The sequence below is a fragment of the Vreelandella titanicae BH1 genome (assembly GCF_000336575.1).
Lineage (GTDB): Bacteria > Pseudomonadota > Gammaproteobacteria > Pseudomonadales > Halomonadaceae > Vreelandella > Vreelandella titanicae.
This window is the reverse complement of record NZ_AOPO01000011.1, coordinates 20,901-43,409: the sequence shown is the minus strand read 5'-3', so window position 1 is coordinate 43,409 and position 22,509 is coordinate 20,901. Positions and strand designations below refer to the sequence as shown.

Sequence of the window (22,509 nt, the reverse complement as noted above, 5' to 3'; positions counted from 1 at the left end):
CAACAGGCTAGCGGCGCATATCATTGATACGCACCCCTTCAATGGCCATCAATTGGCCGTTATGGCCATCAAACTCGAACTCGACCACTTGGCCCTGGGGGCCAAGCAATTTGATCTCATACTCGACATAACCCCCTTCACGTTCCACCTCAACCTCCAGCACTTCCCCTATATAGTGCGCTTCCAGCCAATCCAAAATAGTGTCGAGAGGCACGACCTCACCGCGGCGCACTTCGCCATGTAGCGACTCCCAATGTTGGTCACCCACCGCGCTACCCGCCAGCAACAGCACCAAGGCTAACCCAGTGACGTTGCGGCGAGGGACGCTGCGCAGTAGCTTTTTAAAGTGGCGTAGGATTTTACTCATAGGGTCAGCATGCCAAAGGCAACATGAACGTTAGATGAACAGCTTTGTCAGCTTAAGGAAAGTATCGGGGTGGTATAAATTCACTGTCGCATTCGCTGAATGCCGTTTATTCACTGTTGTATAAACATTGACGTACAGAGATTCTCGTACAGATACGTAAAGAAGGAATTTGCCATGAACACCATGAAAAAAATGCTGCTGATCCCGACCTCTGCGCTGCTGCTTGCTGCGGCTGCAGGGAGTGTGCAGGCCGACGATTCGCTACCGATGGATCGCATTGATGACGTATTGACCCACGCCAATAACTACGGTTTCAGCCACTACGAAGAAGTTAGCATTAAAAGCCGTGGCCGCGTAGAGGTAGAAGGTTGGCTGGACGATGAGTGGTACGCCGATGTGGAATTTTCTCTTGATAACGGTGAAACGCTACAAGAGAAACGCGAGCGCCTGATTACCGGTGCCTGGGGTATGAGCGAAGACGATATCCGTCAAGCACTGGACGTAGCTAGCCAGGAGGGTATGGTTGAATTTGAAGATCTCGATATCGATAAAAGCGGCATCATCGATATTGAAGGCCGCGGCGAAGATGGCCGTGAGCTAGAAATCAGCGTCCGTCAGGGTTCTTCCGAAGTGACTCAAATTGACCGCGATTAATTTATCCAGCTAATCGCTTTGCGGGCTCCCCACGGGGAGCCCGCTGCGTTTATGGTAGGCTGACAAATCATGTAGCTAAAGTGATAGTGCTGACCTTATCAGGTTGCTGAGGAGATATCCGTGCTGAACGAAGGCATTGACGGCGCGCTGGAGAATGTAGAACTCGGCAACACGGTGTCAGTGCTAAGAGATTTGGCTTGGCTGATCTCCACGCCTGATCTTGTGGTGCTTCCTCCGCCGATTCCCTGTGGAGGGCGGCCCACCATTAAAGAGTTAGGGCTGGAGAAAGCACTATTGCCCTGGCTACGTAAGCTTGGCCTATCACCGCTAACCGCGTTGAACGGCAGCCGCGCAACGCGCATGGGCCATTACCACGAACGCCTGTGGCATATGCTATTAGATCACGCACCGAATACACGGCTGCTCGCCCGGAACGTGCGCATCACCCGCCAGCGCAACACCCTGGGCGAGCTGGATATGCTGTACAGAACCCGCGACAACCCGGCACCGATACATTTAGAAGTCGCTATTAAGTTCTACCTGGGGCTGCCTGAAGGGCCTGGGGCAGCCAATAGTCAAAGCCGCTGGATTGGCCCCGGCGGGTTAGACAGCCTGGCGCTTAAGTGCTCTCACCTCAGACGTCACCAGCTCCCCCTTTCCACCACGGCGCCTGCGCTGGAAACGCTTACGCATTGGCTAACGCCACGGGATCTGGGTGTTTCTGATCTGCGTTTAGGCGAGCAGTTAACCCAGCGGTTGGCGATGCCCGGCGTACTTTACTACCCCTGGCACGCCGCCATGCCAGCGCCCGAAGGCGCGACGGCAGACCATCGCCGAGGTACCTGGTGCTACTTACGTGACTGGCCTGCGCTGGCAGCCCGGTTTCCCGCCATGCCGCGCATGGCGTGGTTGGAAAAACCTCACTGGCTAGCCCCGCCGCCCCTCAGCGCTTTTCGCCCTGCGGCGGAGCAGTTGCCTGCCATTATCGAAAAGGTTCACGCCTGGCGCTCACCCCAGCAAGTAATGCTGTGCTTCTCAGAGCGGGAGCACAATGAACAACGCTACGAGCGGCTATTTTTGGTACCTGATGACTGGCCCCGGCAAGTGCCTCTACCGCCCCGCATTCGGGACTGAAAAACGACCAGAATAAGCCTCTATATAACGACAAGGTTATCGCGATGGATCAGTTCATGGGCTTCCACGTAACCGAGGATGGCTTCGATCTGGTGGCTGGGCTGGCCCGCCAATTGGCGCGCTTCATCAGCGCCATAGTTCACCAAGCCTTTGGCCACTGACGCACCCTGCTCATCCACACACACCACCATATCGCCGCGTTTGAAACCGCCCTGTACATCGCGCACGCCCACTGCCAGTAAGCTTGAGCCTTTATCGCGCAATACCTTGACCGCCCCCGCATCCAGCACCAGCGTGCCACGCACCTGCAGTTGACCCGCCAACCAGCGCTTGCGTGCCGCCATGGGCACTTGGTCAGGACGCAGCAGCGTGCCTAGCGCTTCGCCCGACATTATCCGGTTGATTACGTCGGGCTGGCGGCCACTGGCAATCACCGTGACCGCCCCGGAGCGCGCCGCCAACTGCGCCGCGCGCACCTTGGTGGTCATACCGCCCCGCCCCAGCGCGCCACCGCTGCCTGCCACGGCGGCTAAGCGTGGGTCGTCGGCACGCCCTTCGGCAATCATCTGGGCATCGGGGTTGTGCCGTGGGTCGGCGTCAAACAGGCCTTCCTGGTCGGTCAATAGCAGCAGCGCATCCGCTTCCAGTAGGTTAGCAACCAGCGCGCCTAACGTGTCGTTGTCGCCAAAGCGAATCTCATCGGTGACCACGGTGTCGTTTTCATTGATCACCGGCACTACGCGCATCTCTACCAGCGTACGCAGCGCAGAGAGCGCATTCAGGTAGCGCTTGCGGTTGGAAAGGTCGTCATGGGTAAGCAGAATCTGCGCGGTGAGCATGTCGTGGCGGGCAAAGTGCTGCTCGTAGCATTGGGTCAGGCCATTTTGGCCTACCGCCGCAGCCGCCTGCAGCTCATGTACGGCGCTGGGGCGCACCTGCCAGCCAAGGCGCACCATGCCAGCCGCCACGGCGCCGGAAGAGACCAGTACCACTTCAATGCCCTGCTGGTGCAAAGCGGCAATTTGATCCACCCAACCACCGATGGCAGGTTCGTCCAGGCCGCGGCCATCGTTAGTCAGCAGCGCACTACCAATCTTCACCACGACCCGCCGTGCACGGCTGAGCGCGCTGCGGCCCAGGATTTGCTCGTTACTTTCCATGCGACCCACCTCAATCAGACGCTAACAACTTAATCAGGCACTCATCACTAAATCAGATACTCACCACTAAATCAGATACTCACCACTAAATCAGCCACTTGCAACTTAATCAGATGCCCATAAAAGGGGCCGCGCGAACGCAGCCCCCTTTTAGCTTACTACCGATTTTAGCTGACTACCGAATGCACCCGCTCAATACCACTAAGGGGCGTATTCAACTTCAACGTCGTAATCATCGTCGTCGAAGTCTTCATCATCTTCATCGTCCCGCTTGCGCCGACGGCCCAGGCGAGCTTCGGTACGCGCGACCGACTCCTCTTCCATGCGGCGGCGCATCTCTTCTTCACGGGCCAACGCTTCTTCATCTTCGTGCTCAAGGCGGCGCTGCTCGGTCAACCAGCGGTAGGCTGCCTGAACCAGCTTATCGGTGCCATCGCTGCTGATCGCCGAAATGCGGAACACCGGGCCTTCCCAGTTGAGCGCCTGAATAATCTTCTGGGCGCGCTCTTCGCGCTCATCTTCCGGCAGCAGGTCAAACTTGTTCAGCACCAGCCAGCGCGGCCGCTCAGAAAGCGCCGGAGAAAACTGCCCCAACTCATGAACAATGGCTTTTGCCGCTTCCACCGGGTCGGACTCGTCAAACGGTGCGACGTCGACCACGTGGAATAGCAGCCGCGTGCGGGTTAAGTGCTTCAGGAAGCGCAACCCTAAACCGGCGCCATCAGAGGCTCCTTCAATCAAGCCGGGTACATCGGCCATTACGAAGTGCTCGTGCATACCCAGTTTTACCACGCCCAAGTTGGGCACTAAGGTCGTAAACGGGTAGTTGGCGACCTTGGGCTTGGCGGCGGACACCGAGCGAATCAGCGTAGACTTACCCGCATTGGGCATGCCCAGCAGGCCCACATCGGCCATTACCTTCATTTCCAAGCGCAGGTTGCGGCGGTCACCGTCGGTACCCGGTGTCGTCCGACGCGGTGCGCGGTTGGTAGACGATTTAAAGTGGATATTACCCAAACCACGGCGACCACCTTCGCCCACCAGCACCACCTGGCCAATTTCGGTCACATCGGCGATGACTTCCAGGGTGTCTTCATCAATCACCGTGGTGCCCACCGGCACTTTGACGTGCAGGTCTTCACCGGCCTTACCGCTCATTTGGCGGCCCATGCCGCCCTGCCCGTTCTGGGCTTTATAGAAGCGCTGGAATTTAAAATCGATCAAGGTGTTAAGAGCATCGTCACCAATTAGGTAAACGCTACCACCATGACCGCCATCGCCCCCATCGGGGCCGCCCCTGGGCACATATTTTTCGCGGCGAAAGCTCAGACAGCCATTGCCGCCTTTGCCCGCCTCAACAATAATCGAGGCTTCATCGACGAACTGCATTGGATTCTCCCGGCCGCTTCCGCCGCCCTAATATATGCACTACTTTTTCTCCAACCTTTATTCCCACCAGTATCTTGGTAAAACCCAGCATTCTGGTAAAGCGTATTGGAAAAGAGATTTAACCGACAAAAAAGCCCCGCCATAGCGGGGCCTTTTTTCTCGCAACCGCGAGCATAGCACTAGCCGTTTAGGCAGAAACGATGCTAACGAACTTGCGGTTTTTCGGGCCTTTGGTCTCAAACTTCACAAAACCGTCGCTCAGTGCGAACAGTGTGTGGTCACGACCAAGGCCTACGCCTGTGCCCGCGTGGAAACGCGTGCCGCGCTGACGCACGATGATGTTACCTGCAGTCGCCGCTTGGCCACCGAAGAGTTTTACACCTAAGCGTTTGGACTCGGAATCGCGACCGTTACGCGTGGAGCCGGCTGCCTTTTTATGTGCCATTGCAAAATCCTCCTAAGGGAATTGACCGCTTACGCAGAAATTCCGGTAATTTTGACTTCAGTGAACCACTGGCGGTGGCCCTGACGCTTCATGTGGTGCTTACGACGACGGAACTTGATGATGGTGATTTTATCGCCGCGCCCGTGGGAAACCACTTCGGCAGAGACTTTAGCACCACTGATCATCGGCGCACCGATGTTGAAGTCATCGCCATCAGCGACCATCAGCACTTCGTCAAACTCAATCGTTTCGCCGGTAGCGACTTCGATTTTCTCGAGCTTGAGGGTTTGACCTTCTTGAACGCGGTATTGCTTACCACCGCTTTTGATAACTGCGTACATGTCGCTCTCCGGACTGTCGTTAATGCCGTTCTAACGGTTAAACGGCACTCATCTCCTACGCTCTTTCGAGTCGTGCTCTTATCGACCTGCTGCGAGTGGCGCCCCTTTTGGAGCCATCTGACAGGGAGCAAGATGAGTGGGTCGCGGATTATAACGACTATCTTCTCTTACCACAAGACCATAGGCTATTGTCAATTGACACGACCATCTCCTTATAACGGCATATCATAGCGTGACCACAGCGCGTGTCTTGACGCCTAACAGGCAGCCCCATAGCATGACCTCCACTATGGGCGGGAGTTACCGCCTCAATCTGCCGCGATGAACGTATCCCATGACCGCTAACGTCTCCTCAGCCCAGCCTGACAGCCCAACGCCTTCACCGCTGCATGCCGTGGTGGCCGATGATTTCGCAGCCGTCAATCGGACAATTGTCGAGCAGCTCAACTCTAAAGTGCCACTGGTTGAAACGATCGGCCAGTACATTACCGAAAGCGGCGGCAAGCGCTTGCGCCCTTTACTGGCACTCCTAGCCGCCCGCTCCCTCGACTACACCGGCGACAAGCATATTCCGCTGGCCACATTAATAGAGTTTATGCACACCTCCACGCTGCTACACGATGACGTGGTGGATGAATCGCATATGCGCCGGGGCAAGAAAACCGCCAACGACGCCTGGGGCAATGCGCCCTCGGTACTGGTCGGTGACTTTCTCTACGCCCGCTCGTTTCAGATGATGGTCGATGTGGGCTCGATGCGCATTATGGCGATCCTTTCCGGCGCTACCTGCATCATCGCGGAAGGGGAAGTGCTGCAGTTGACCAACATCGGCAACCCCAGCATCTCCGAAGAGGACTACTTCGAGACCATTTTGGGCAAAACCGCCATGCTGTTTGAAGCGGCTTCCCACAGCGGTGCTGTGCTGGCAGAAGCAACGCCGGAACAGGAGCGCGCTCTCCAATATTATGGCCGCTACTTAGGTCTCGCCTTTCAGTTGATCGATGACCTGCTGGATTATCAGGGCGACGCCGATGCCATGGGCAAAAACGTTGGCGACGACCTAGCCGAAGGCAAGCCAACACTGCCACTGATCCACGCCATGGAGCAAGGCACGCCGGAACAGGCCAAGCTGATTCGTCAGGTGATTCGCGATGGCGGTCTTGAGCAGCTCGACGCCGTGCTGGAAATTATTCACGCCACCGGCGCACTCGACTATACCCGCCAGCGCGCCGAAGAGATGGCCGATAAAGCCCTGCAACAACTGGACGCCCTACCGCCCAGCGTCTACCGCGACAGCATGGCCCAATTGGCCCGCTTAGCGGTTGATCGCCAAGCATAAAAATTGCTAGATCACACCGCCGAGGACTTGAAAAAACACCTCTGGCTAAGTATGATCCACCTCCGTTGTTGAGCACAGATAAGCATTGCTCGGCAACCTTCGGAATATAGCTCAGCTTGGTAGAGCGCTGCCTTCGGGAGGCAGAGGTCGTAGGTTCGAATCCTGCTATTCCGACCAAAAATTCCGGAAAAAACGGCCACTTAGCTAATATAGCAAGTGGCCGTTTTTTTATTTGCAGTAGCTCCAGGTTCCAAGCAGAAACATTAGGGGCTAGCAGCAAATGGCTAATACATCGCAAAAGCTAACCCGATTTACCTATCGCCTACGCCAAGACTCGAACGGTGGTCACTACGCCTGGTTTGAAATCCGAATCCGCTCGCAGAGCCAGCGCGTCAAGGACGGTTCTTTGACCGCATTAGCCGTTGTATTGTTTGATGAAGTGCGTGTTTTTCATCGCCCGCACCCATCACCGGATACCGATAAGGGCGCAGTGGCCAGCATACGCAAATGGTTAGGAGAGAACGGAGAGACGCCATGAATAACATCATGATCATTGACGGCTATCGCGCCGTCATCCAGTACGACCCCGACATTGAAATGTTCCGTGGCGAATGCATTGAGCTAAGCGGCGGGGCCGACTTCTACGCCGATAGCGTTGCCAGGCTACGCGACGAAGGCAAAATCTCGCTGCGTATTTTTCTGGATGAATGCCAAAAGCGCGGCATTAAACCCACCAAGTCCTACTCTGGCAAGTTTCAGGTGCGTCTACCGGAAGAACTGCACAAACACGCCGCCACGACCAAAGGACAAAGCCTTAATCAGTTTGTAACCACCGCTATCGAACACGAACTTTCTGTTTAAGCAATTCAGCCGCTTCATTTTCCCAATGCCCTGTTTTAAAAACATAATCCCCGGCCATCCAATGGCCGATGGTCTTTGGTATCCGTCTCCTTACAGAAAAGCTGGCTCCTTCCAGCTCGCGCATCCAAGCGTCATAGCCAGCTCCTCAAGCCCCCATTGATGTAAGCCATTGCCGACAAGATTTGTAAAAGATCTCTTACACCGACAATCACCGGATAATCGACGGAACCACCCATTGAGTAAACTGGGGTTATCAGGGTTATAGAAGTTGACCCTTTTTAAACTTGGGGTTATAGTAACCCCAGTAATTAACAGCACAGGGGCAGGAGGTGGATAGCAGAACACTGCTGAAGAAAGATGGCTGGGAGTTGGTCAGAGTCAACGGCAGCCACCACCACTTCAGGCACCCTACCAAGCCCGGCACGGTCACCGTGCCACATCCTAAAAAGGATTTGAAAACGGGCTTGGTAAGAGCAATCAGAAAAAGCGCCGGCCTCTTATGAGGTTGGCCACTGCTGCCCCCCATAAAGGAGATCAACGTATGTTGTTTCCCATTGCAATTGAGCGCGGCGACGAACAGCACGCCTATGGCGTCGTAGTACCCGATCTTAACGGCTGCTTTTCAGCGGGTGACACCTTTGAAGAGGCGTTAGCCAATGTGAAAGCAGCGATCGAAGGATGGCTGGAAGTAGCCGTGGACTATGGCGACCCCATTCCCGAAGCAACGTCTATTGAGCACCACATGGACAACCCTGAATACGCCGGCTGGATCTGGGCGGTGGTGGATATCGACCTGACCCCCTATCTGGGCAAAAGCCACAAGATCAACGTCACATTACCTGATTTACTGGTTAAGCAAATTGACGACTTTGTGGCCAGCCACCCCGGCGACAAAACCCGCTCGGGCTTTCTCTCCCGCGTCGCCATGGCCGAACTGGCCAGAGCACGCAAAGGCGCATAACCCAAGCAAAACAAAACCCCCGGCTACTCCAAATAGCCGAGGGTTTTTATTGCCGCATTATTCTGGCGAAGCGTTCTCGCAACGCGTGCTATTAGGCGACACCTTCAATATGGCAAAGTTTGGCTAAGTTGCAAACAAGTAATTTAACGTTACTCAATGTAATGTCTCACCTGCACCACCCAACACCTAGCCTGCCTCCCCCTTTAAACTGCGCAAGATCTATCGGCCCAAGTACGGCTACAAGAGATCGACCTGACTGACGAGAACCGCCAACAGCTCAGCCTAACGGGCACACCGCAAACGGAAGAAAAACGCCAATTCAGCTACAAGCTCATGGTCACCATGGATGTGTTAAACGAAAAGATGGGGAAGGGAACGGTAAGCCTAGGGCTACCGGAAAAGAATGCCCCCTGGCATCTGCGCTGCGCGAATCGAAGCCCGCGCTATACGACGAATTGGTATGAGTTGATGAAGATGTATACGGATTAGGGTGACGGCTAAGAAAAATAGCTTTCGACCTGGGTTCATAGAATAAGCGCAGCAGATTGCTTGGATTAGATTTGTTGGCACACATCAACAGTACGACCAAGTAAATGCGGAGACTGTATGATGAATATCCAGCCTATCCATAACGATGCCGATCCTGATCGTGCATTTGCTCGCCTAGAAGAGCTATGGGCCGCAGATGCTGGTACTCCAGAGGCTAATGAGCTTGAGGCACTCTCCTTGCTCATCAAGAAATATGAAGATGACCGCTACCCCGTCGGTTCTTCCCATAGCGCTTAACGGTTCGTAGCCGAACCTTACTGCTTGAGAAGTAGAAGGTAAAAAACACAAACATAGCACGCTAACAAACATGCTACGATTAGCGTTTGTGCTCTTCACTCTCTCCCCTCCTCTTGATATGGACAAGACTATTAGCCAATTAACGCATATTAAGGCCGTACTACTGTTTGCCAGCACCATGACCGTGATGTCGGGGGCAATTATCGCGCCTGCACTGCCGGGCATCAGCCGCCATTTTCCCGACCAGCCCCAGGTAGTGATCCAGCTGATTCTGACCCTGCCTGCGCTGATGATTACGCTGTTCAGTCCACTGATGGGTTATCTTGCTGACCGGTTTGGGCGCAAGAAATTGCTGCTGATGATGCTGGGCATCTACGGTTTTGCGGGGGGCGCGGGCTTTTTCATTGATCGCGTGGATCTGCTATTAAGCTCCCGCGCACTGATGGGGATTGCGGTAGCCGGTATTCTCAGTATCAGTACCACGCTGGTGGGGGATTATTTTGACAGCTCCGAACGCGCCCGTTTTTTGGGGCTGCAAAGCAGCTGCATGGCGCTGGGCGGGGTAATCTTTATTAACCTAGGCGGGCTACTTTCCGACTGGAGTTGGCGCGGCCCGTTTTTACTCTATATGACTGGTGTGCTGCTGCTTCCCTATGCCTGGGCGATTCTCCAAGAGCCTCAATCCAGTGATGGTGCCAGCCGCGATACAAGCGATGCGCCGGTAACGGTGGACTACGGACGTACCTGTCTTGCTTACCTGATCGCCATGATCAGCATGACCATGTTTTATATGTTTCCCGCGCAGCTGCCCTTTCTGCTTTCCCAGCAGGGTCAAGTCAGCGGCGTAGCGATCGGCGTGGCGCTCTCGATGGCAGCCCTGACGGCCAGCATCGTGGCGTTTTGCTATGGTTACTACAAGCCGTTCCTGTCGGTGATGACAATCTATGTGCTCGGCTTTTTCCTGGCGGCAGCCGGTTTTTTGGTGGTGGGCTTCACCCAGAGTTACGCCATGGCAATCGTGGGTGCGGCGATCTCCGGATTTGGCCTTGGCGCCTTCATGCCCAATACCACCACGTGGCTGATGCGGATCACTCCTCAGCGAGTACGGGGCCGGGTATTTGGCGGTTTTACCTCGACCTTCTTTTTTGGCCAGTTTATCTCCCCGGTGGTGGTCGCCCCGGCGGTGATCTGGCTGGAGTCGTTGCGTAACGTGTTTACCGGCATGGCAGTCGTGTGCGGCCTGCTGGCCGTTATCCTGATCATTCTAGGCAAGACGACGCTAAAGGCCGACAGCCAGCTTTGAGCATCAGCACTTACGCGGGCGGGTGAATCAACCCCACGACACTGACAAGAATCAGCACCGCGCCCAGCACACGAAAGAACAGCCCGGTGTTCGCTTTGAGCATATAGCGATGGGCTTTCTCGCCCACCAAATGGCCGATAAAGGCACAGGGCAGCAGCCACAGCTGGTGAATTAACTGAAGATCCACGCCTGCAATCAGGAACGAGACCATCTTGATCATCACCAGGATAAACCACAGCACAAACATGGTATCCCGCAGTTGCTCTTTGGCGACGTGAGTGGCGAATACCGCCACAATCAACGGCGCGCCAATCAGCGACGTACCGCTGACATACCCACCAAGCGCCAGCAGCACGTAGTCCACGTACTTGTTCTTGCTTTTGAACGGCTTATTCAATACATAGCCAATGGCATAGATGATCACAATGCCGAAAATGATACTGGTCATGACTTGTGCGGGCAGCGTTAACAGCCCCACTACCCCAATCAGCTTGGGGATGATCATGATTTTCAAGGCTTTGGTTAAATAACCCCAATCGATATTACTCTCTGGCGATGTGGTGCCCACGCCCGCTTGCTGTAGCTGGCGATGCCCACTCCAGGCGATCCAACTGGAGAAAATCAGCAGGTGAATGGCAATAATCGGCAAAAATACCAGTGGCTCGTTGACGACCAAAAGTAGGAAAGGCAGTGCCAGCACGGCACCGCCAAAGCCCAGGCTGGTTCGCACAAAACCGCTCCAGGCAAAAATTAGCCCGATCAGCGCATACTGGTACCAGAGTAGATCTGTCATGGTTCGCGTTAGGATCCTAAGTTAGGGGTGGATATCTCCCAGCGTCCACCAACGTGGCAATAGCGCACGTACGCTGGCCTGGGCAAAACGATCATCCATTAATACCACAACCCCTTGATCTTCTGGACTGCGAATAACGCGACCTGCGGCCTGCACCACTTTGATCATGCTAACTAAGTCTGCTTTCATAGCCCCCTCAATTAAGTTAAAGTGGCCGACTTTTTTGGGTGGGTCGTTAGAACTGTGTCTTTTTCCCTATATCTCGAAGATTGGCGGGGTTGGCTTCCTGAAGGGGCGATTACCACCAGCAAACCAAGCTGGCGAATCTCGGCTCAGTTGGGCAAAGGGATGCCGGCCATGCTGCGACGGCGTCTTGATGACACGGGCCGGGCCACCTGCGACATCCTGCGAGAATTGGATCCAGAGGCCGGTTTGCCCTTAGTGCATGCCTCACGGCATGGGGGCACTGCCGATACGTTGGCGATGCTTGAAAACTTGCAAGGCGGCCACCCTGTCTCCCCAACCCGTTTTTCAATGTCGGTGCATAATGCAATTTTGGGTGTTCACTCCATCTCTCAGTCTCATCACCGGCCTTTACAGGCGCTAGGCGCCTGTGGCGATGAGTTTGACGCGCTACTTTACGAGTCATTCGGATATCTCATGGAAGGATATCCTGCCGTTATTGCCGCTTTCTCAGAAAGCCCTTTGCCCTCTGCTTATCAAGGGTGTACTGAGCATCCCGGTACGGCATGCGTTGTTGGCATGCGATTAACGCTGAACCAGGGACGACAACTAACAGCTACAAAGCCAACGCATTGTGCTTACCCAACGCCTATCACAGTAATGAACTGGCTTAATGGAGATGCTCCCTTCCTGGATGGTAGGAGTCGCTGGCAGTTGAGGCAGGAATGAATATACATAGATGGTACCGCGGATTGGGCACCGCTCTTTCTTTCACAGCCTTCGGAGTCGGTGGCCTTTTTATTGGTTTAGTGGTTGCCCCGTTGCTGAGCCTCTGTGTGCGTGACACCGAGCGGCGCCATTATTTAGCACGGCGCCTTATCCAGTGTTGCTTCTTAGCTTTTATCAAGATGATGCAGGGCCTTGGAGTCCTCGATTACCGCCTAGGCAACAAGGAACGGCTAATGCGTCCTGGGTTATTAGTGATAGCCAACCATCCGTCACTGATCGATGTCGTTTTCCTATTGGCTCATACGCCCCATGCCAATTGCATTGTTAAGGGTCGGCTGGCTCGCAACCTTTTTACGCGGGGGCCAATTCATGCGGCAGGTTATATCACCAACGACACCCCCGAAGCAGTACTCGACGCAGCACGTGAGAGCCTACGGAAAGGGAATTCGCTAATCCTGTTTCCCGAAGGCACCCGTACCAGCCCGCAACGTCCGATCAAATTCCGACGCGGTGGGGCAAACATTGCATTACGCACAGAGACAGCGATCACACCAGTACTGATACGCTGCACGCCAACAACACTGACCAAAGGTGAACCTTGGTATCACATCCCAGCCACCAAAGTCAGGATGGAGCTTCACGTACTCGACGATTTGCCCGTTACATCAGATAGCCAACAGCCGACCGGGCAGCTCGCTAGACAACTAACACAACGGCTGAGCGATCACTTCAACCGGGAATTGGATCACTTTCATCATGAGCGAAACCTGCAATCTGACGCTTGAGCTCAAGCGCCTGATCATTGACACGCTAGAGCTTGAAGATATCAATCCTAGCGATATCGACCCTAACGCCCCTTTATTTGGCGAAGGCCTCGGGCTCGACTCCATTGATGCCCTCGAACTCGGCTTGGCACTTCAAAAGCAGTACGGCATCAAGCTGGACTCCGAAGCCGAGGAAACCCGTCGTCATTTTGCTAGCCTGGCAAGCCTACAGGCACTGGTGGAGGCCCGTCGTGACAATTGAAACCGCTGACAGTAACCACGAACAGATACTGGCGCATATCCGCAAAACACTGGTCGAGTTATTTGACCTCAGTGCCGATGACGTTCAACCCAAAGCGCGCCTCTACGAAGACCTCGACATCGACAGCATTGATGCGGTGGATTTGGTTGTTGAACTCAAGCAGTTCACGGGGCGACGTATCAAACCCGATGACTTTAAGTCAGTGCGTACCATCGATGATGTCGTCAATGTCGTCGAACAATTGATGCAACGATAAGAGATGCCGAAACAAGCAAGCATGTTACTGGCGTTGATCTGGCCGATATTGGTATTCGTCCTGCACGACCACGTAGGCAGCTGGCCACTTTTAGTCGTCGGTGCCGCACTGCTCGCCTGGAGAATGCCCCAGGCTCGCTACCTCGCCATCATGGTGGCGATAGTGTTGCTAGCGTTAGGCGGCCTGGGGCACGCCGAGCTTGGTATGCGTGCCTACCCCGTCGCCGTCAATGCCATCATGCTGACCATCTTTCTATCCAGCCTGTGGCGGGGCATTCCGGTCGTGGAACGTTTAGCACGCCTGCGCGAGCCTGACCTGCCCCCCGCCGGAGTGCGCTATACCCGGCGCGTCACCTGGGCATGGTGCGGCTTCTTTGTCTTCAACGGGGCCATCGCTGGCTGGACGGCGCTGTACGCTGACCTGGCCACCTGGTCGTTATACAACGGCGTCATCAGCTATGGGCTGATCGCCTTGATGTTTGTCGGTGAATGGCTGCTACGCCACCGGCTGCGGAGGAGTCTGTCGTGACCTTCATCCCGCTTACTCGGTTGCCCTGGCGTAACACGATTGCGAACCATTACGCACTTCCGAATCACTGGATCGCCCCAGCGTCGCTCACTCGGCGCATCAATGCCTGGCGCCTCTGGTTAGCAGACAAACCCAGCGGCCACTGGCTGCTCTGCCATCAGCAACCTCTAGAGTTCTGCGCAGCCTTGGCGGCACTATGGGAAAGTGACCGGGTCGCGGTATTACCCGCTGACAATCGCCCAGAAACCTTGGCCCTGCTCCTTGAAAAGGTTGATGGTACGCTGCCCGACGATCCCGGTGAGCTTGAAAGCATTACGCCATTCGCACATCCCGAGGCACTTGACCCAACGGCTACGGCAGTCGTCCTGTACACGTCCGGCTCCACCGGCGAGCCCGTTCATCTGACCAAGCGTTTCAACCAGTTGGATGCGGAATTGACGGCGCATGCCAAGCTATGGCCATTAGCTGATAGCGGTGTCATCTCTCAGGTCAGCCATCAGCATATCTATGGCTTGCTCACCGGGGTATTGCACCCCTTATGCACCGGCACCCCCTTCTGTGGCGATGAGTGTCGTTATCCGGAAGGCCTTTTCGCACGCCTGCAAGAGGCCGGCGCGGCCGGCTTGAAGCCAGTGATCGTGAGTTCCCCTGCCCAATTATCACGCCTACCGGAGCACCTACCGTGGAGCGAGACACCCCGCCCCACGCGCGTGTTCTCGTCTGGCGCGCCCCTGGCGTTGGAACATGCCCAGCACACCGAGCGTCTACTCCAGGCGCCTGTGATCGAGATCTATGGCAGCACCGAGAGCGGCGGAATTGCCCAGCGGCGCCAAACGCAGGGTACCGTCTGGCAGGCCTTGCCAGGGGTGGAGCTAGCATTTTTTGACGACTGCTTGCGCCTGCGGTCGCCATTTCTGGAAACACCACAGCACTGGTGGCACCAGCCCGACCGGGTGGTGCCGACAAAAGACGGCTTTGAGCTACTGGGGCGCGCTGATCGTCTGGTCAAAATTGCCGGTAAACGAGTCTCGCTGAATCATGTTGAACGCGTCCTCGCCGCAGCGGAAGAAGTAATAGAGGCACGCTGCGTCGATCTCGGTCGAACCGATGGCCGAATGGGGGTCGTGGTCGCCCTCTACGATGCGTTCATTCCGCACCAGCACGATACTCGTCATGACTTGGTGCAACGTATGCGAGCCCATCTCTCGCACCACCTTGAACCCATCGCCATTCCTCGCTACTGGCGCTTTGTCGATGCACTGCCGAGCAATGCCCAGGGCAAGCTGGATCGCGCTCTGATCAATCGCCTGTTTGCCGATCTCGATAACCACAAGATACCGCGCTGGCTGGGTGAGCAGCGACCAGGTGCTGACTCTTGTCTATTGACCCTGGAAGTACCGGAGCGATTGATTTTTCTCGAAGGACACTTCGACGAATATCCGTTGGTGCCGGGTGTCGTGATGGTGCAGTGGGCCATCGAGTGCGCCAACGACTGCTTCGCTGAGCTGGGAGAATTTCAGGGCATCGAGCGCTTAAAATTTCAGCGGGTTTTACAACCCGGCGCACGCTTCACTTTGCAGTTGACGCGCCGCGACGACGGTATCGCCTTTACCATCGAATCTCATGAAGGTCGCCATTGCGCCGGTCAAATTCGCCTGCAAGCCAGCCACGGGGGTAAACATGGCTGACCCACATCCTTGCATCTTGATCCCCGTTTATAACCACCCAGCGACGATCAGCCCGCTATGCGATGAGCTCGCTGTATTGGAGATCCCCCTGCTACTGGTGGATGACGGTAGTGACCATGAGTGCGCGAGCGAGCTTGACCGCCTGGCCGCAAACGGCCATCACCTGCTGCGCCTGGATATCAACCAGGGCAAGGGGGCCGCGGTACGTGCTGGGCTCAAGCAAGCCCAGCATCTGGGTTACACCCATGCCCTTCAGGTTGATGCCGACGGCCAGCATGGCATCGATGACCTGCCCGCTTTTCTCGCCGAACTGGATACGGCACCCGATACGCTGGTGGTTGGCTATCCCCGCTATGATGCCAGCGTGCCAAGAGTACGTTTTTACGGCCGTTATGCGACCCATATCTGGGTATGGATCAACACCTTGTCGCTGGATATCCGCGACTCGATGTGTGGCGTCAGACTTTATCCGGTCGCGGCGCTCAACCGACTACTGGCCCAGTATAGCTGCGGCAACCGCATGACCTTTGATACGGAAGTGTTAGTGCGCTGGCATTGGGCGGGGGGTGATATGGCGCATCGCCCGGTACGCGTACACTACCCGCGCGACGGAGTGAGTCATTTCGCCGTGTGGCGTGACAACCGCCAAATCTCTCTTATGCACACCCGCCTGTTCTTTGGCATGCTGCTACGCCTACCGCGCTTGCTGGCGCGACGCTGGCGAAGGCAACACGAGGTGAGCCGATGAGCCATCATTGGGCGCGGATAGGCGAGCGTGGCACGGTAGCGGGCATGTTCCTGATGGTGGTGATACAGCGCCATTTGGGGCGCTGGCCCTTTCGGCTGGCGTTATGGCCAGTCATGCTGTGGTATTTCCTGATACATGCCACGGCAAGGCGCTCGTCACAAGCCTTCCTGCAGCGCCTCTACCCCCAGCTTGAGCAACGCATTTTGGCCCGATGGTGGCACAGTTATCGCCACTTCCTGGCCTTTGGCGAAGCCCTGATGGACAAGGTAGAGGCGTGGTGCGGAAATATCGCCGACGAACGTTTGGTCGGCACTGGGATTGAGCACTTCAGTGCCGCCATCGACGGCGGTCGGGGTGGATTAATTCTGGTCGCCCATCATGGCAATCTCGATGTGGTCAATGCCCTCGCTGAGAGACACGCGAAACTCGATTTGACGGTGATGATGCATACGCGCAATGCCCGCAAGTTCAATGCACTGCTTGAGCGTGTCACGGGTAAAGCCCGCCCCCAGGTACTCGAAGTCAGCGAGGTCACCCCTGCCACCGCCCAGACCTTGGCAGAGCGCATTAACGCCGGCGGCTATGTGGTCATCGCGGCTGACCGCCTTCCTCTGTCAGGGCAGCGCACGCAGACGCTTGATTTTCTCGGCGGTCAAGCAAGATTCCCCGAGGGCCCTTTCCGCCTGGCCACGCTGCTCCGTTGCCCGCTATATGCGCTGGCCTGCGTGCGCGATGGCGCTAACTTTCGAATCGACTTTGAATGCCTCGGCGATACCCAGGAACTGCCACGCCGCCAGCGCGAAACATGGATTGCCGACGCCATGCAGAACCATGCCAATCATCTAGCCGAGCGTGTTCGGCGACACCCTCTGCAATGGTTCAATTTTTATCCGTTCTGGAACAACGACACTGGATACCTTCATGACGATACTCCGTGACCCGGCGGCGGGTTCTATCACCAGCGAACCTCTCATCCTGGATGGTTCGATTGTCAGCCTCGAGGAGGTACTGGCCGTCGCTGAAGGTCGCCGTCGCGTCACCCTATCAACGGCACCGAACTTCCGTGAACGCATTGCACGCGGCAACGCCTTCCTTGAACGCCTACTCAAGGAAGAGGGAGTCATCTACGGCGTCACCACCGGCTATGGCGATTCCTGCACCCGTGAAGTCTCCGCGTCCGATCTGGAACAACTACCGCGCCAGCTATATACCTTCCACGGCTGTGGCTTGGGCGAGGCGTTGTCGGAGGAAGCCGCACGAGCAGTGATCATGGTACGCCTAGTCTCGCTATGCCGCGGCGTTTCGGGGGTCAGTGTCGAGCTCCTCGAACGCCTAACCTGGTTGCTAGAGCATGATGTGATCCCGGTTATTCCTGAGGAAGGATCCGTCGGAGCCAGCGGCGATCTGACGCCACTGTCTTATTTAGCTGCTGTCCTATGCGGTGAGCGCGACGTGTTTTATGGCGGCCAGCGGCGTCCCACCGCCGAGGTCTTCGCCGAGCACGGCCTCGTACCCTATCGCCTAAAGCCTAAGGAAGGCTTGGCATTAATGAACGGCACCGCTGTAATGACGGCACTGAGTGTGTTCGCCTTCGCCCGCACTGTCTATTTAGCGCAGCTGGCCACCCGTATTACAGCCCTATCCGTACATGCACTGGACGGTAATCCCTATCACTTCGATGCTGAACTGTTCGCCGCCAAACCCCACCCGGGACAAAATAAAGTCGCCGCGCGACTACGCGAAGATCTTCACGCAGCCAAAACACCGCGCAACTCGCCTCGCCTCCAGGATCGATACTCAACCCGCTGCGCCCCGCACGTAATCGGCGTGGTGGAGGATGCCTTACCTTGGTGGCGCCAGTTTCTTGAGAACGAACTCAACAGCGCCAATGACAACCCGTTAATCGACGCCGAACAAGGTAAGGTGATGCACGGCGGCCACTTCTACGGTGGGCATGTCGCTTTCGTAATGGATAGCCTCAAGCAAGCCTGTGCCAACTTGGCTGATCTGCTCGATCGCCAACTGGCGCTGCTGGTCGACGCTCGCTTCAATCACGGCCTGCCCAGCAACCTGAGTGGTGCCACACCCGCGCGGGCCAGCCTCAACCATGGCTACAAGGCCGTACAGATCGGCGCCTCGGCATGGACCGCAGAGGCACTAAAGTTGACCATGCCGGCCAGCGTGTTCTCGCGCTCCACTGAATGCCACAACCAGGACAAGGTCAGCATGGGCACCATCGCCGCGCGAGATGCACTGCGTGTGCTAACACTGGTCGAACAGGTGACTGCCGCTACCCTGCATGCTGCCTGCCAGGCCGTCGAACTGCGCGGTCAACTCGCAGATGCCCCTCCACTACCCAAGCGCCTGGCAGGATTTCTCGATGACTGTCGGCAGACCTTTCCCGCTCTCGGCGAAGATCGCGCCCTGGAGCACGAACTGCGCACACTCTGTGACCTGATTCGCCAACGTCACTGGAGCCTATATGACGCCTAACGACCGCCCATTACCCAGTTGCGAGACCGAGCTAACAATCCCCTTCCATGATATCGACATGATGCAGGTGGCTTGGCATGGCCACTATGTGCGCTATCTGGAAATAGCCCGCTGCGAACTGCTTGATGCCATTGACTACAACTACCCGCAAATGCAGGACTCGGGGTACGCCTGGCCGGTCATTGATCTACGCCTACGCTACGCCGCTCCGGCGCTATTCGCCCAGCGTATCGCCATCGAAGCGCGCCTTAGCGAATGGGAGAATCGCCTCAAGATCGACTACACCATCCGCGATGCACAGACGCGCAAACGCCTGACGCGAGCCTGGAGCGTACAGGTCGCTGTCGGGATTGAGGATCGCGAAATGCGCCTGGAGTCGCCGCCCGTTCTGGTCGAACGTCTTCTCGCCTGGCAGGAGGCTAATCAGTGACACGCTCTATTCGCCACTCGATTGTTTATGTAGCTGTTTATGTCGCCCTTAGCCTGATGGTCAGTCCCGCTACGTGGGCGGCCCTCAATGGTGATGGCCTTGATGGTGACGCCCTCGCCGAACGTCTAGCTGCCCACGCCCCGCAGTGCGGCCGCTTCGATCAGTCGCGCTGGCTGGCCGATCTTGATGCCCAGCTGGATAGCCGTGGGTACTTTGAACAGCAAGCAAACGGCCTGGTTTGGCAGACGACATCCCCCGTGCGAGATCGTGTAGTTATGAGCGAGGACGACGACGAACTGCCCATGGGGTTTCAAGTGGTCGCACCGGTGCTTGGTGGTCTTCTGTCAGGCAACTGGCAGCGCCTGGAATCACACTTCACCATCGAGCTCAGCGGTGCGCTGGACGACTGGCAAGCCAAACTGACGCCCAGTGAAGTACACATCGCCGAACGGCTTTCGCAACTGCTCGTTCAAGGCAACCAGCAAGTGGAGCACGTCGAGCTGATGTTCACCAACGATGACCGCCTCAACCTGACTCTGGCAGCTGTGGATTGCGCCAGCCTCGAAGAGGGTGACCGTTCACTGTGAGCAAGGCAACGCACCCGAGCAGAATAGAACGTCTAGCCGCTATCGGTTGGGCCGGGCTGTTGCTGGGCTGCGCCATTCTGCTGGCGGGTTTGCTAGGCAGAGGGGCACCACTGGATACGCGCATCACTGCACTATTGCCGGAAACCCACCAGGGGGCTTTGCTTGAGCAAGCCGAACAGCGCTTAACCCACACCTTTGAGGACCGCTTCGTGCTGCTGGTTCGGGGTGAGTCCACAGCCAGGCTGGTCGCCGAACTCAAAACCCGGCTAACAGATTCGGCAAGCGTCAAGGCTTTCGACGATGACAGCTTGCAGCGCCCCAGCAGCGACTTGGCGGCGTACCGTTATCGTCTGCTGACCCCATCACTGGCGGATGCCAGTGATGGGGCCTGGGTACAGCGCGGCCTAAGGCAACTGTTTACGCCGGGAAGCGAAGCGGATCCTCGCCGCGATCCCTTCGGTCTACTGGATGCCTGGCTGAACCAACGGCTTGCTGGCCCCATACGATTGATCGACGGCCTGCCGGCCGTCAGCGACGGCGACAAGCACTGGTTCGTCGTCAGCGGCCAGCTATCAGCCAGCCCCTACGACATGGCCATGCAGCAACGCCTTATGGCAGCGCTGTCGCGCTTCGGCGAGGGTCATCCCCAGGCCGAGCTATTACGCAGTGGTCTGGTATTTCATGCTGCTGCCGGCGCCGATCAGGCCAAGCGAGAAATCTCCACTATCGGCCTGGGCTCGCTGCTGGGTATCGGCTTACTACTATGGGTCACGTTTCGGCGTGGTTCGATGCTGGCCAGTTTATGGCTGCCGGTCGCTTGTGGCATGCTGTTTGCGCTGCCACTGACCTGGGTGCTGTTTGGTACGCTCAACCTGCTGACGCTGGCATTCGGCGCCAGCTTGATCGGTATCGCGATAGATTACGCCCTGCATTTCCAGTGCGCCCGCCAATTAGCGCCCGAACAACCACTGGCACGGCTTTGGCCAGGGCTGTTGCTAGGCCTGATATCCAGCCTGGTCGCCTATCTTGTCCAACTTGCGACCCCACTGCCGGGGCTACGCCAAATGGCGACTTTCGCGGCGCTGGGCTTGGTCGGCGCCTGGTTGACCGTGCGCCTTTGGCTACCGTGGTTCACTCCTCGTCCCCATGCCGCGACGGCACGCATTGCAGCCCGGCTGGATCACCTGCGGCTACCACCCCGAGCGCCCTTGCGTTGGGGGCTGCTGGCCCTGCTTGGCATCCTGGCGGTGGTCATCGTCGCCACACGGCTGACAACCAATGACGACCTGCGTCAGCTCAACCCTTCACCCACCGCGCTGATTGCTGAGCAGCAACGTGTACAGGGCCTATTGGCAAGTCCCACGGGCAGTCGTTACCTGATCGTCACCGCCAAGCATGAAGCCGAGCTATTGGAACGGCTGGAAGCCTTGGAGGCTACGCTGGCAGAGCTGAAGACCCAAGGGCACTTGAGCCAGTACCGTCATCTTGCCCAAGCGGTACCCTCCCCTTCGACCCAGCAAGCCAACCTGGAGCGAGTGCGCCAAGCCTATGACAACGCCCTGCCCGAGCTGATCGCCAAAGCTGGTCTTCCCCTGGATTTACTGGAAGCCGCACAACAGCCGTTGCGATCGGTGCCGCTATTGACCATCGAAACATGGCTTACAACCCCCGCAGGAAGTGCCGATAGCACGCTCTGGTTAGGCGACGTCGCCACTGACAAACGTTCTGACATGGCGGCGCTGGTGGTATTGGGCGATGCCGACAACATGGCCCAGCAAGCGCTCATGCGTCTTGCGGCACCGGCATATGTGCTCTACCAGGATCGGGTGGTCACGTTATCCGACCATTTGTCACGGCTACGCGATCAGATCGCCCTATGGCTGGCTGTCGCCGTCGCAGGATTAGCGGTGGTATTCGGCTGGCGCTATCGTGGGCAGGCTTGGCGCGTATTGCTGCCCCCGCTGGGTGCGCTGTTAGCGACCCTGGCACTGTTCAGCGCGCTCAATATCGGCCTGACGCTATTCCATCTTCTGGGCCTGCTGCTGGTACTGGGTATCGGCCTCGACGCTGGCATATTTAGCACGGAACACCCAGATAGCCCTGCGGCCTGGCTGGCCATCAGCCTATCCTGTGCGTCGAGCCTATTGGCCTTCGGCCTATTGTCGTTCAGCGCTACTCCGGCACTGCATTACCTGGGGCTCACCTGCCTCGTTGGGCTTGCGTCGGCGTGGGCCCTGGTGCCTTTCGCCAGGGCGAACACCCGGCACAATTCTTCCCACTGCAATCCACCATGATGGCGACAGGAGCC

28 protein-coding genes, 1 tRNA gene and 1 pseudogene are annotated in these 22,509 nt (G+C 56.9%); 23 read left to right on the top strand and 7 right to left on the bottom strand.

What is annotated here, in order from left to right:
* Window positions 1-7 precede the first annotated feature (7 nt).
* Window positions 8-367 carry a PepSY domain-containing protein gene (locus HALTITAN_RS17575; RefSeq protein ID WP_022520757.1) on the bottom strand — a complete coding sequence of 120 codons (360 nt, stop codon included), beginning with the start codon at window positions 365-367 and terminating at the stop codon, window positions 8-10.
* A 174-nt stretch (window positions 368-541) separates the two neighbouring features.
* Here HALTITAN_RS17575 and HALTITAN_RS17570 point away from each other — a divergent pair, with 174 nt between their 5' ends.
* The gene (locus HALTITAN_RS17570) at window positions 542-1,021 is read left to right on the top strand and encodes a hypothetical protein (RefSeq protein ID WP_039859964.1); all 480 of its coding nucleotides are present in this window, start codon (window positions 542-544) and stop codon (window positions 1,019-1,021) included.
* Between the two features lie 120 nt (window positions 1,022-1,141).
* Window positions 1,142-2,155 (top strand): DUF1853 family protein, encoded by a 1,014-nt coding sequence (locus tag HALTITAN_RS17565; RefSeq protein WP_009287886.1) that lies wholly within the window; start codon window positions 1,142-1,144, stop codon window positions 2,153-2,155.
* Between the two features lie 20 nt (window positions 2,156-2,175).
* On the opposite strand, the gene proB is transcribed toward HALTITAN_RS17565, so the two are convergent.
* The 4 genes from proB to rplU all read right to left on the bottom strand — a co-directional run bounded on the left by proB (window position 2,176) and on the right by rplU (window position 5,490).
* Complete coding sequence (proB, locus tag HALTITAN_RS17560) at window positions 2,176-3,315, bottom strand: glutamate 5-kinase (RefSeq protein ID WP_039859963.1); 1,140 nt, start codon at window positions 3,313-3,315, stop codon at window positions 2,176-2,178.
* A gap of 201 nt (window positions 3,316-3,516) precedes the next feature.
* Window positions 3,517-4,704 (bottom strand): Obg family GTPase CgtA, encoded by a 1,188-nt coding sequence (gene cgtA / locus HALTITAN_RS17555; protein WP_009287884.1) that lies wholly within the window; start codon window positions 4,702-4,704, stop codon window positions 3,517-3,519.
* 187 nt (window positions 4,705-4,891) lie between these two features.
* Window positions 4,892-5,149 (bottom strand): 50S ribosomal protein L27, encoded by a 258-nt coding sequence (rpmA, locus tag HALTITAN_RS17550; protein WP_008957069.1) that lies wholly within the window; start codon window positions 5,147-5,149, stop codon window positions 4,892-4,894.
* A 29-nt stretch (window positions 5,150-5,178) separates the two neighbouring features.
* Window positions 5,179-5,490 carry a 50S ribosomal protein L21 gene (rplU, locus tag HALTITAN_RS17545; protein WP_039859961.1) on the bottom strand — a complete coding sequence of 104 codons (312 nt, stop codon included), beginning with the start codon at window positions 5,488-5,490 and terminating at the stop codon, window positions 5,179-5,181.
* 334 nt (window positions 5,491-5,824) lie between these two features.
* Between rplU and ispB the strand changes: the two genes are divergently transcribed.
* The 9 genes from ispB (at window position 5,825) to HALTITAN_RS17510 (ending at window position 10,740) form a co-directional block, all read left to right on the top strand.
* The gene (gene ispB / locus HALTITAN_RS17540; RefSeq protein ID WP_009287882.1) at window positions 5,825-6,829 is read left to right on the top strand and encodes an octaprenyl diphosphate synthase; all 1,005 of its coding nucleotides are present in this window, start codon (window positions 5,825-5,827) and stop codon (window positions 6,827-6,829) included.
* A 100-nt stretch (window positions 6,830-6,929) separates the two neighbouring features.
* Window positions 6,930-7,006 (top strand) — tRNA-Pro (locus HALTITAN_RS17535).
* A 103-nt stretch (window positions 7,007-7,109) separates the two neighbouring features.
* Window positions 7,110-7,367: a type II toxin-antitoxin system HicA family toxin gene (locus tag HALTITAN_RS25850; protein WP_201764701.1), complete on the top strand. Its 258-nt coding sequence runs from the start codon at window positions 7,110-7,112 to the stop codon at window positions 7,365-7,367.
* A complete protein-coding gene (locus tag HALTITAN_RS17525; protein WP_039859955.1) occupies window positions 7,364-7,690 on the top strand; it encodes a type II toxin-antitoxin system HicB family antitoxin in 327 nt (108 codons plus the stop codon). The genes HALTITAN_RS25850 and HALTITAN_RS17525 overlap by 4 nt, the downstream gene beginning before the upstream one ends.
* Window positions 7,691-8,019: 329 nt before the next feature.
* Window positions 8,020-8,193, top strand: a complete 174-nt coding sequence (locus HALTITAN_RS24960; RefSeq protein WP_083868836.1) for a type II toxin-antitoxin system HicA family toxin — start codon at window positions 8,020-8,022, stop codon at window positions 8,191-8,193.
* Window positions 8,194-8,231: 38 nt separating this feature from the next.
* The gene (locus HALTITAN_RS17520) at window positions 8,232-8,651 is read left to right on the top strand and encodes a type II toxin-antitoxin system HicB family antitoxin (RefSeq protein ID WP_022520765.1); all 420 of its coding nucleotides are present in this window, start codon (window positions 8,232-8,234) and stop codon (window positions 8,649-8,651) included.
* 333 nt (window positions 8,652-8,984) lie between these two features.
* A complete protein-coding gene (locus HALTITAN_RS26395) occupies window positions 8,985-9,140 on the top strand; it encodes a DUF4113 domain-containing protein (protein WP_083868833.1) in 156 nt (51 codons plus the stop codon).
* Window positions 9,141-9,257: 117 nt separating this feature from the next.
* Window positions 9,258-9,437, top strand: a complete 180-nt coding sequence (locus HALTITAN_RS17515) for a transcriptional regulator (RefSeq protein ID WP_176316341.1) — start codon at window positions 9,258-9,260, stop codon at window positions 9,435-9,437.
* 70 nt (window positions 9,438-9,507) lie between these two features.
* Window positions 9,508-10,740, top strand: a complete 1,233-nt coding sequence (locus tag HALTITAN_RS17510) for an MFS transporter (RefSeq protein WP_009287880.1) — start codon at window positions 9,508-9,510, stop codon at window positions 10,738-10,740.
* Between the two features lie 10 nt (window positions 10,741-10,750).
* Here HALTITAN_RS17510 and HALTITAN_RS17505 read toward each other — a convergent pair whose 3' ends face one another.
* Window positions 10,751-11,533, bottom strand: a complete 783-nt coding sequence (locus HALTITAN_RS17505) for a sulfite exporter TauE/SafE family protein (protein WP_009287879.1) — start codon at window positions 11,531-11,533, stop codon at window positions 10,751-10,753.
* A gap of 21 nt (window positions 11,534-11,554) precedes the next feature.
* Window positions 11,555-11,701 (bottom strand): annotated as a pseudogene (locus tag HALTITAN_RS24950) (helicase C-terminal domain-containing protein); the annotation flags it as partial.
* A gap of 75 nt (window positions 11,702-11,776) precedes the next feature.
* On the opposite strand from HALTITAN_RS24950, the gene HALTITAN_RS24945 reads away from it, so the two are divergent.
* The 12 genes from HALTITAN_RS24945 to HALTITAN_RS17450 are packed head-to-tail and all read left to right on the top strand — an operon-like array spanning window position 11,777 to window position 22,495.
* Window positions 11,777-12,445 carry a beta-ketoacyl synthase chain length factor gene (locus HALTITAN_RS24945; RefSeq protein ID WP_201764700.1) on the top strand — a complete coding sequence of 223 codons (669 nt, stop codon included), beginning with the start codon at window positions 11,777-11,779 and terminating at the stop codon, window positions 12,443-12,445.
* Window positions 12,442-13,230 carry a lysophospholipid acyltransferase family protein gene (locus HALTITAN_RS17500; RefSeq protein WP_039859951.1) on the top strand — a complete coding sequence of 263 codons (789 nt, stop codon included), beginning with the start codon at window positions 12,442-12,444 and terminating at the stop codon, window positions 13,228-13,230. The genes HALTITAN_RS24945 and HALTITAN_RS17500 overlap by 4 nt, the downstream gene beginning before the upstream one ends.
* Window positions 13,202-13,471: a phosphopantetheine-binding protein gene (locus HALTITAN_RS17495; protein ID WP_039859949.1), complete on the top strand. Its 270-nt coding sequence runs from the start codon at window positions 13,202-13,204 to the stop codon at window positions 13,469-13,471. The genes HALTITAN_RS17500 and HALTITAN_RS17495 overlap by 29 nt, the downstream gene beginning before the upstream one ends.
* Window positions 13,461-13,727 carry an acyl carrier protein gene (locus HALTITAN_RS26080; RefSeq protein ID WP_085947160.1) on the top strand — a complete coding sequence of 89 codons (267 nt, stop codon included), beginning with the start codon at window positions 13,461-13,463 and terminating at the stop codon, window positions 13,725-13,727. The genes HALTITAN_RS17495 and HALTITAN_RS26080 overlap by 11 nt, the downstream gene beginning before the upstream one ends.
* Before the next feature lie 3 nt (window positions 13,728-13,730).
* Window positions 13,731-14,255: a COG4648 family protein gene (locus tag HALTITAN_RS17485; RefSeq protein WP_039859947.1), complete on the top strand. Its 525-nt coding sequence runs from the start codon at window positions 13,731-13,733 to the stop codon at window positions 14,253-14,255.
* Complete coding sequence (locus tag HALTITAN_RS17480; RefSeq protein WP_039859945.1) at window positions 14,252-15,943, top strand: ApeI family dehydratase; 1,692 nt, start codon at window positions 14,252-14,254, stop codon at window positions 15,941-15,943. Before HALTITAN_RS17485 ends, HALTITAN_RS17480 begins: the two co-directional genes overlap by 4 nt.
* Entirely contained in the window at window positions 15,936-16,691 is a 756-nt protein-coding gene (locus HALTITAN_RS17475) for a glycosyltransferase family 2 protein (protein WP_039859942.1), read from the top strand. Before HALTITAN_RS17480 ends, HALTITAN_RS17475 begins: the two co-directional genes overlap by 8 nt.
* Complete coding sequence (locus tag HALTITAN_RS17470; RefSeq protein ID WP_039859939.1) at window positions 16,688-17,629, top strand: lysophospholipid acyltransferase family protein; 942 nt, start codon at window positions 16,688-16,690, stop codon at window positions 17,627-17,629. The genes HALTITAN_RS17475 and HALTITAN_RS17470 overlap by 4 nt, the downstream gene beginning before the upstream one ends.
* Window positions 17,613-19,184 carry an HAL/PAL/TAL family ammonia-lyase gene (locus tag HALTITAN_RS17465; RefSeq protein WP_039859937.1) on the top strand — a complete coding sequence of 524 codons (1,572 nt, stop codon included), beginning with the start codon at window positions 17,613-17,615 and terminating at the stop codon, window positions 19,182-19,184. The genes HALTITAN_RS17470 and HALTITAN_RS17465 overlap by 17 nt, the downstream gene beginning before the upstream one ends.
* On the top strand, window positions 19,174-19,614 hold the full coding sequence (locus HALTITAN_RS17460; RefSeq protein WP_039859936.1) for an acyl-CoA thioesterase: 441 nt from the start codon (window positions 19,174-19,176) through the stop codon (window positions 19,612-19,614). Before HALTITAN_RS17465 ends, HALTITAN_RS17460 begins: the two co-directional genes overlap by 11 nt.
* Window positions 19,611-20,201 (top strand): LolA-related protein, encoded by a 591-nt coding sequence (locus HALTITAN_RS17455; protein WP_009287877.1) that lies wholly within the window; start codon window positions 19,611-19,613, stop codon window positions 20,199-20,201. The genes HALTITAN_RS17460 and HALTITAN_RS17455 overlap by 4 nt, the downstream gene beginning before the upstream one ends.
* Entirely contained in the window at window positions 20,198-22,495 is a 2,298-nt protein-coding gene (locus HALTITAN_RS17450) for an MMPL family transporter (protein ID WP_039859932.1), read from the top strand. The genes HALTITAN_RS17455 and HALTITAN_RS17450 overlap by 4 nt, the downstream gene beginning before the upstream one ends.
* The last annotated feature ends 14 nt before the right edge of the window (window positions 22,496-22,509 follow it).